At 48.3% G+C, this 9,185-nt stretch carries 8 protein-coding genes; 6 read left to right on the forward strand and 2 right to left on the reverse strand.

All coding sequences use genetic code 11. The features are described 5' to 3' along the window. From Q1V74_RS03330 to Q1V74_RS03350, 5 genes are all read left to right on the forward strand, one after another. Window positions 1-586: DUF3418 domain-containing protein (locus Q1V74_RS03330; RefSeq protein ID WP_300647047.1), on the forward strand; the 586-nt coding region annotated here is incomplete at its 5' end. A 9-nt stretch (window positions 587-595) separates the two neighbouring features. Beyond that, on the forward strand, window positions 596-4,081 hold the full coding sequence (gene dnaE, locus Q1V74_RS03335; protein WP_300647048.1) for a DNA polymerase III subunit alpha: 3,486 nt from the start codon (window positions 596-598) through the stop codon (window positions 4,079-4,081). Further along, window positions 4,082-5,176, forward strand: a complete 1,095-nt coding sequence (locus Q1V74_RS03340; protein ID WP_300647049.1) for a glycosyltransferase — start codon at window positions 4,082-4,084, stop codon at window positions 5,174-5,176. It begins immediately after the preceding gene. Next, window positions 5,173-6,006 carry a polysaccharide deacetylase family protein gene (locus tag Q1V74_RS03345; protein WP_300647050.1) on the forward strand — a complete coding sequence of 278 codons (834 nt, stop codon included), beginning with the start codon at window positions 5,173-5,175 and terminating at the stop codon, window positions 6,004-6,006. The genes Q1V74_RS03340 and Q1V74_RS03345 overlap by 4 nt, the downstream gene beginning before the upstream one ends. Next, window positions 6,003-6,779, forward strand: a complete 777-nt coding sequence (locus Q1V74_RS03350) for a glycosyltransferase family 2 protein (protein ID WP_300647054.1) — start codon at window positions 6,003-6,005, stop codon at window positions 6,777-6,779. The genes Q1V74_RS03345 and Q1V74_RS03350 overlap by 4 nt, the downstream gene beginning before the upstream one ends. 10 nt (window positions 6,780-6,789) lie before the next feature. Here the strand turns inward: Q1V74_RS03350 and Q1V74_RS03355 are convergent, their stop codons facing one another. After that, window positions 6,790-7,554, reverse strand: a complete 765-nt coding sequence (locus tag Q1V74_RS03355) for a YdcF family protein (protein ID WP_300647051.1) — start codon at window positions 7,552-7,554, stop codon at window positions 6,790-6,792. Further along, window positions 7,551-8,495, reverse strand: coding sequence for a glycosyltransferase family 9 protein (locus Q1V74_RS03360; RefSeq protein ID WP_300647052.1), 945 nt, complete (start codon window positions 8,493-8,495; stop codon window positions 7,551-7,553). Before Q1V74_RS03360 ends, Q1V74_RS03355 begins: the two co-directional genes overlap by 4 nt. Window positions 8,496-8,615: 120 nt before the next feature. On the opposite strand from Q1V74_RS03360, the gene Q1V74_RS03365 reads away from it, so the two are divergent. Then, window positions 8,616-9,185: ABC transporter transmembrane domain-containing protein (locus tag Q1V74_RS03365; RefSeq protein WP_300647053.1), on the forward strand; the 570-nt coding region annotated here is incomplete at its 3' end.

Below are 9,185 nucleotides of genomic sequence, written 5' to 3' on the forward strand. Positions count from 1 at the left end.
CTTAGGGACGCAGGAGGATTTGCAGCGTCAGATCATCGATGCGGCAATAGATCAGTCTTGTTTAATGGCGCCTTGGCCCACGGATGAGGCTTCATTTTTACAGCGTTTAGAGCAGGCGCGTCCACGCTTTGGCTTAATCACTCAAGAAATCGCTAAGCAAACTGGGGTCATTTTACAGGCCTGGACGGATGTGTTGCGTAAACTGCCTACGGTTAAAACGCACACAGCAGCTTATGAGGATTTACAGCAACAGCAGCAGCGTTTGATGCATAAGTGGTTTGTGCGGGATACGGATCCTCAACAGCTACAACATTATCCGCGTTATTTAAAGGCGATGTGGGTGCGTATGGATAAGCTTCGAGCGGATCCAGCGCGCGATCAGCGGCTATTGGGTGATATTTTGCCATGGCAAACGAAGTACTTACGCGCTAAAGTGGCACTTAAGGGTGCGGAGGATCCTCAGTTAGAGCGTTTTATGTGGATGCTCGAAGAGCTTCGTGTCTCTCTCTTTGCCCAAGAGCTTCGTACCCCGATGCCCATTTCTGTTAAACGTGTAGAGCGTGCTTGGCACGCTATGCAATACTAAAACATGCTTATGACTTCCTCTTCCATACCCTTTGTGCATTTACGTAGCCACTCTGAGTTTTCAGTGGTGGATGGTATTACACGTATCCCAGCCATGATTCATAAAGCGGTGCAATATCAGCAACCTGCTCTGGCGTTAACAGATTTGGGTAACCTGTTCGGTTTAATTAAGTTTTATAAAGCCGCGCGTAAAAGTGGGATAAAACCTATCGTAGGCAGTGATTTATATCTAGAAAACGAAATTGATAGGGATAAGCCGTATCGTGTTGCTGTATTGGCCATGAATCACGACGGGTATTTAGCACTGTGCGATATTTTGACCAGAGCATGGTTAGATAACCAATATAAAGGTCGTGGAGAGGTGAAGCGCGAGTGGCTCTGGCATCAGCCCGATTTGATTTTACTATCAGGGGCCCACCAGGGGGATGTAGGGCAGGCCTTACTTTCTGGAAATATTGAGCAAGCCTGGGCGTGGGCACAAGAGTGGAACACCCATTATCCTGATCGCTATTTCTTAGAGTTGCAGCGTGCTGGTTTTGATGAGGAAGAGCGCTATATTCAAGCGGCAGTGTCGTTAGCTGGGGATATGAGTTTGCCGGTGGTCGCCACGCACCCGATTCAGTTTGCGGAGCCAGATGATTTTCGGGCGCACGAAGTACGTGTTTGTATTGCCGAAGGCGAACAGCTCGCTAACCCGAGGCGGGTGCGTCGCTTTACGCCAGAGCAATATTTTCGTAGTACAGAGGAAATGCAACAGCGCTTTGCGGATATTCCTTCTGCGTTGATCAATACGGTAGAGATTGCCAAGCGTTGTAACGTAGAGCTTAAGCTCGGTAAGCCGCATTTGCCGGATTTCCCCACCCCCGAGGGCATGAGCTTAGCCGATTTTTTAGTGCACCAAGCCGAAGAAGGCTTACAAGTGCGTCTTGCTCAGTTATATCCTGATCCGACCGAGCGCGCCCAACATCAGGCTGAATATCAAGAGCGTTTGCGTTGGGAATGCAAAACCATTATTGATATGGGCTTTCCTGGTTACTTTTTGATTGTGGCGGATTTTATTAACTGGGGGAAAAACAATGGGGTGCCGGTTGGCCCCGGTCGTGGTTCGGGTGCAGGCTCTTTGGTGGCTTATTGTTTAGGCATTACTGACTTGGATCCGCTACGATATGACTTGCTTTTTGAGCGCTTTTTAAACCCAGAGCGAGTCTCCATGCCTGACTTTGATATTGATTTTTGTCAGGATAATCGTGAGCGTGTGATTGACTATGTGAAACACAAATACGGTCGGCAGGCCGTCAGTCAGATTGCGACCTTTGGTACGCTAGGAGCCAAGGCTGTTATTCGTGATGTGGGTCGAGTCTTGGAACTACCATATGGTTTGTGTGATGGTTTATCTAAACTGATTCCATTTAGCCCCGCAGATCCGTGGAGTTTGAGCCGAGCGCTAGCAGAAGAGCCTGCTTTTAAAGAGCGCTACGAGACAGATGAAGAGGTTAAAGCATTAATTGATTTAGCAAAACCGCTCGAAGGCTTAACGCGTAGTGTCGGCATGCACGCGGGCGGTGTATTGATTGCGCCAGGCAAACTCATCGATTTTTGTCCTTTGTATCGTCAACCTGGCGAGGATGCAAATGCGGTTTCGCAATATGATAAAGACGATGTGGAAGATGCCGGCTTAGTGAAGTTCGACTTCCTTGGCTTGCGCAACTTGACCATTTTGGATTGGGCCGTGAAATATGTACGGCAATTTAACGAAGACAAAAAAGATTTTGATTTAATTCAGTTGTCTTTGGATGATCCGGGTGCTTATAAGGTATTGTGCGACGGTAATACAACGGCTGTATTCCAGTTAGAGTCGCGAGGCATGAAAGAGCTACTGCGAAGCCTGCGCCCAAGTCATTTCGAGGACATTATTGCAATGTTGGCCCTGTACCGACCTGGCCCCTTAGAGTCAGGGATGGTGGTGGATTTTGTTAACCGCAAACACGGGCGAGCTGAGGTCGATTATTTTCATCCTGATCTTGAGCCGGTACTCAAAAGCACCTATGGGGTGATCGTGTATCAGGAACAAGTGATGCTGATCTCTCAAATTATCGGTGGATATTCGTTAGGGGGGGCGGACTTATTACGGCGAGCCATGGGTAAGAAAAAGCCCGAAGAAATGGCGATGCACCGAGAGATCTTTGAAAAAGGAGCGGTGGAAAAAGGTTACGATGCCAAATTGGCTGTTAAGCTTTTTGATCTCATGGAAAAATTTGCAGGGTATGGCTTTAACAAAAGTCACTCTGCAGCTTACGCTTTGATCGCTTATCAAACGGCCTGGCTAAAAGCCCATCATCCGGCCGAGTTTATCGCTGCCACCATGCTATCGGATATGGATGACACGGATAAGATGCAGATCTTTTGGAAGGATGCTCTGGCAAACGGTGTCACTGTTTTACCACCTGATGTTAATGCATCAGAGTACCGATTCATTCCTGTCAAAGATGAGTACAGCGCGCAAGGGAAACCTCCGCGTACCATTCGCTATGGTCTAGGCGCTGTAAAAGGAGCAGGAGAAGCGGCCATCCATGCTATTGTGGCTGCCCGCCAACAGGGTGGTCCATTTAAAAGCTTATTTGATTTTTGTAAACGCGTGGATCGCTCAGCTCTTAATCGCCGCACCATCGAGGCCCTTATCAAAGCAGGGGCTTTTGATACGATTGATGAAAACAGGGCTGCGCTGTTAGCCACCGTGCCCCGAGCCATGGAAGCGGCAGAGCAAGCCGCACGAAATGCGCATCAGGTATCACTCTTTGATGATGATGCCGGGGATTTGATTGATCTCGAACTTGAGAAAGTCCCAGCATGGGATTTGCAAACGCGGCTGCGAGAAGAAAAAAGCGCAATGGGCTTTTATTTCAGTGGGCATTTATTTGATGCATGGCGAGATGAGGTGCGACGCTTTGCCCCTAGACCGTTGGCGAGTCTTGAGCCTTCTCGTGAGCCGCAGTGGTTTGCGGGGGTACTGTCTGGGGTGCGAGTACGTATGACACGCCGGGGGCGTATGATGATCGCGGCCTTAGACGATGGTTCGACCCAGCTTGAAGTCACCATTTTTAACGAGGTCTTTGAGCAGCACCGCCAGCGTCTTAAAGAAGATCAGCTCATTATAGTAAAAGGTCGTGTTAGTCACGATGATTATTCAGGTGGGCTACGCGTGTCTGCGGATGAGATCTATGATTTGCAATTAGCGCGTGAGGCTCGCGCTCGAGCGCTTAGCTTACATTTGTCTGCTGAGCATTGTCAGCTGGATAAGCTGCAGCAGCTGTTAAATCCTTTTCGAGCAGAACCAGAAAATAATATCCCTGGGGTCTTGGTGGAATTACAACTTGATCAAGGGCATTATGTTTGTACTGTGCGGCTGGGTACGGAGTGGCGTGTGCGTTTGGCTGACACGCTGCTTGAGCAGTGTCAACAGTGGCTAGGAGAGCATGCTGTGGAGATCAGTTATTAAATGAAACCCTTGAAAATTCTTTATACCGAAGCGGCAACCGGTTACGGTGGGCAAGAGCGCTATATGCATCGTCTGATGCGGCAAATGCGCGTCGCGGGCCACGAGGTGCATGCTTTGTGCCAGTCGGACGCACGATTACGTCAATATCTGGAAGCAGAAGGTTTTACTGTACACCTGTTCTCCATGGATAGTGGTAGTGATTTTTGGCGCAATCTTTTAGCGTTACGACGGCTCATGCAAGAGCAGCATTATGATGTGGTTAATACAAATAGCCGCCGTGATACGATTCATGCAGGGGTAGCGGCTCGTTTAGCAGGGGTGCCTTTGGTCGTACGAACACGGCACTTAGCACGGCCAGTGGGGTCGTTGCTTTCTTACCGGTGGGTGCCGCATCGTGTGATCGCTGTCAGCGAGTTCGTGCGTCAGCAAATCATACAGCGGGGGATGCCTGCGGAGGCGATCGATGTCGTGTACCCTGCCGTTGCTCTTCCAGACCCCTTGCCTAAGCAGCGGTTACGTCACATGCTTAACTTAAGCACAGACGATATTCTTGTGGGAAGTATTGCCGTTTTGCGCAAAGAAAAAGGGATGCAAGAGCTGATTCAAGCGATGGCTCCGATTATTCGTGCGCGTACCGATGTGCATTTAGTTATTATTGGGGGTGGTGCTTTACAAACGCAACTGGAGCAGTTTGCTCAGCAACTAGATGCCGATGCCCAAGTTCATTTTCTAGGGGAGCAACAAGATATCTCTGAGCTAATAGGTGATTTGGATATTTTTGCGTTGGCTACCTATTTAGAAGCCTCTGGCACCGTGTTTGCCGAGGCCGCTGCCGCAAAGCTTCCTACTATCGGTACGCAAGTAGGTGGGGTGCCCGAAATGCTACTGCCAGGGCAAAGCGGTATGTTGGTACCTTTGCATGATATCGTAGCTTTACGACAGGCTCTCCAGCGTTTGATTGATCAACCTGAGCTACGCAAACAAATGGGGCTGGCGGGTTATAACTACGCGGTGACAGAGCAGCGTTTTAGCTTAATCACCATGCAAAAAAAGACAGAGGCATGCTACCGCCGCTGGTTGGAGCAGAGGCAATGATTAAACCGTCTGTTCCTGTGTTGATGTATCATCATGTGCGACCGGAAGGTGGCATGATAGCTTGTACACCCGAACATTTCGAGGACCAATTACGCTGGTTACAAAAAAACCATTATAAAAGTCTGACCTTAGATGAATTTGCACAGCACCTACAGGGTAAGCCAGTTGGCAAGGTCGTCTTGATTACTTTTGATGATGGTTATTTAGATAATTGGGTATACGCTTTTCCTTTATTAAAAAAATATGGTTTTCATGCAACGATATTTTTGGTGACCTCATGGCTACAGCACGGCGCTGTACGACCCAATACAGAAAGCCAAGCCCCCTTACCTGATTGCCCTGAACACCGGGTGTGCGAGACGCTTATTGCACAGCAGCGTAGTGATGAGGTTATTTTGCGTTGGTCCGAGGTGCAGGCCATGCGCGAATCAGGGTTGGTCGAGTTTCATAGTCATACGCATACGCATACTCGATGGGATTTAGATAGCGGTGTAGATAAAAATGAAAAAATGCGTTGGGAATTACAGGCATCGCGGCAGACACTAAGGCAGGAATTAGGCGGTGTGTCATCTCACTTGTGTTGGCCCCAAGGCTATTTTGATGCGGATTATGTGCGCATTGCGCAAGACCTAGGTTTTGTTTATCTATATACGACTCAGCCTTTTGGGAGAAATACCTCTGCTACTTCTCCTGCATATATTCATCGTTTTGCTGTACGCAATCGGCCGGGGAAAACGTTAGGCAAGCGTATTCGCGCTAGTCATCATCCTCTGATTGCTCCTTTTTTTAACTCTTTTAAACAGTGGCGTCGTGCACGCCGTCTAGCCTGATGTTATCAGTCATTATTATCACCAAAAATGAGCAGGCGCATATTGCGGAGTGCATCGCCTCTGTTTCTTTTGCTACTGAAATTATTGTTTTGGACTCTGGCAGTACGGATGCTACCTGTCAAATCGCTCGAGAGTTAGGGGCAAAAGTCTACCACACCACTCATTGGCCTGGATTTGGACCACAAAAAAACAAAGCGTTGGATTTAGCCACCCAACCGTGGGTGTTATCTTTGGATGCTGATGAACGCGTACCTGCCTCATTGGCACAGGAGATTCAAGCCACCTTGACCAACCCGCAGGCTGATGCCTATACAGTAGCGCGAAAATCAAGCTTTGGTGATCGTTGGATTCAGCATAGTGGATGGTGGCCGGATCGCTTGGTACGTTTGTTTAAACGAGATCAAGGGCGCTTTAAAGACGTGGCGGTGCATGAAAGTGTTGTTGTGCAAGGGGTAACAGCCGACTTACAAGGGTATTTATTGCATTACCCTTATGATAGCTTAGAGACCTTGATCACTAAAACAAACCAGTACTCATCAGCGGCGGCCCAGCAATTGCATGAGCGGGGTAAGCGTATAGGTCTGTTAGGCATTGTTGCCAAAGCCTTTTGGACTTTTGTGCGTATTTATGTCATACGCCGCGGTTTTTTAGATGGTAAAGAGGGCTTTATTTTGGCTGGAGTGGCAGCGGCAGGCAGTTTTTTTCGTTATAGCAAACTCTGGTTTTTAAATAAAAACGTGCATTGGAAGCCTACGCCGCCCACGGATGAATAATCAATAATAATTAAATCCAGCCTCGTATCCAGTAGACGAGAAGACCAACATACTCTTTGATAATAGAGCGACTAGCATTGAGTGCTTGATAGCTAGGTAACCAAATGGAAAGCCATGAAGCATTGGGGCGAGTAATTTGTGGTGCTACAGGAGCGGCAATGACTTGAACATTTTCTTTACGAAAAGCCGCTGCAGAGCGTGGCATATGCAGGGCAGAGGTAACGAGTAGCACGGTATGAAGCTGGTGCTCCTGCAGTAATTTAGCGCTGTAGAGGGCGTTTTCGCGCGTAGTGAAGCTTTGTTCTTCGATGAGAATGGCTGTGCTGGGGATGCCTTGATTTTTAAGGTAGCGTGCCATAGTCTGGGCCTCGCTAGTGCCACCATCTAAGGCAGCTCCTGAAACCACTATTACTGGTGCGCGTTGTGCCTGATACAGGGATGCTCCACGCTGAATGCGAGTGGTGGTTTTTTCTGGGTCATAAGCCTCAAACCAGTTATGACGGCTGTTAGCAGTGTGTCCACCTAAGACCACGATAGCATCAGCGATTGGGCTATGTTCGGCGGCCTGGTAAGTGTACTGGTTTTCTAAATGACCGCCTAACCATATTGAGGCGGCGGGCATAGACCAGAACCATGTCCATGCTACCGCAATCAAGGTAACGGAAAAGGCCCGTTTGCGTTTTTTGAATAATAGTAGCACTGTGGCCAGTAGCAGCAGTGCCATAGCAAAGTTAATGGGAATAACCAGTTGAGTTAAAAGATTGGCAATATTCATGGGGTCGTACTAATTAGGTGTGTGTGTTGTAAGACATTTTCTAGGCTTGGCCATTTTCCCATTTGCCCAAGGCAAATCGCTCGATCAGACCAAGGACCTGTGCGGGCAGCGTCGGTGACACCAATTAGTGTAATTTGTGGGGCATTGACGGCGGCGGCTAAGTGAGATACGCCAGAGTCATTGCAGATTACGACATTTACGCTTTTACAAAGTTGGGCAAAGGCGAGGAGTGGTAATGGGTCTAAGCGCGTTGCGGACGGGGCATTTTGCAAAGCTTGCTCCACTTCATTTGGTGGCGGGCACATGTAGACTTGGTAGTTTTGGGCTTGGAGCGCCTGGGTAAGCGCTTCGTAGTGAGGCCAGATTTTTACTTGACCCTTATGCAGACCCACAGCCGTCGGGGCGATGAGAATATTTTTTTGTTTTGGGTCTAAACCAAATAACGTAGGGTCGGCTTCAGGCACACCGGCTAAGTGCAAACTGCGCATGGGGGTGGGGGCGATAGGCTGTTGCCAGATTGTTGTTGCTTGTTTCGCTAAGTAATACCACGATTCTACGGCGTGGAGCGATGTTGTGGGTTTTTTAATAGACCAGCGTAATAAAAAGCGACGACCATCATCCCGGTAGCCAGCTGTAGGAATACCTGCCCAACGGAAAATCAAAGCGCTGGATAAGGAGTCCGGTAGGCTAAGCCCAAAACAGGTTTTATGCTGATGGTTTTTTCTATATTGACGTAGCGTGCGTGCATCTTGGTGCCATTTCCCTTGCATTGGTACAAAGCCTGTGAGTGCGTAACCGGATAATAATGTTTTAGCCCATGGCCTGGCGCAGACGATGACACGATAGTTCCGAGCGAGTAATGCCTCGAGCGTGGGGAGGCTCATACACACATCGCCTAACCAGTTTGGAAGGCGTAAATACACTAAGGGAGATTCCATCATAAATGTTAAAAATACAAAAAATAAGGTCCTAGCTAGAGCCTAAAGGACTTAGGCGTTAAAATACGCCCATTCTCTAGTATATAAGTGAGACTGTAGTTGAAAAACCTAAAATCGCCTCCTATGTCGACTAATTTTAATGCGGAAGCAGAAATTTGGCGTCGAATTTACAGCCGTTTACGACCTTATTGGAAAATGGTCATTGTGGCGGTGTTGTTAGTTAGTATTGTATCGGCCACCAAGCCTGTTTTGGCTGTGATCATGAAACCTCTCTTAGATGATGGGTTTACAGGGGCCAAGCCTTATTATATTTGGCTATTACCGTTATCCGTGGTGGTGATTATGTTGGTACGAGGGCTTGCCTCGTATGCCAGTAACTATTTGCTTGCCTTGGTGGCAAACAATATGTTGCGTAATTTGCGCCAGGAAATGTTTGCGCGCTTACTGGTGCTACCGGATAGCAAGTTTAAAGAGGGTGATACAGGGCGCTTACTCAACCGCTTTACTATTGATGCGGGCACGCTGACTAACGTTGCCACCGAGGTCATTACCGTATTGGTACGCGAAAGCTTAACGGTGGTGGCATTGATCGCGGTACTGCTTTATATGTCTTGGCAGCTGACCTTGATTGTTTTTGTGATGTTGCCCGTGGCTTATATAACCGCACGCATTATTTCTAAACGCTTACGTCGC

This window comes from Paenalcaligenes sp., from assembly GCF_030152715.1.
Taxonomy (GTDB): domain Bacteria; phylum Pseudomonadota; class Gammaproteobacteria; order Burkholderiales; family Burkholderiaceae_B; genus Paenalcaligenes; species Paenalcaligenes hermetiae.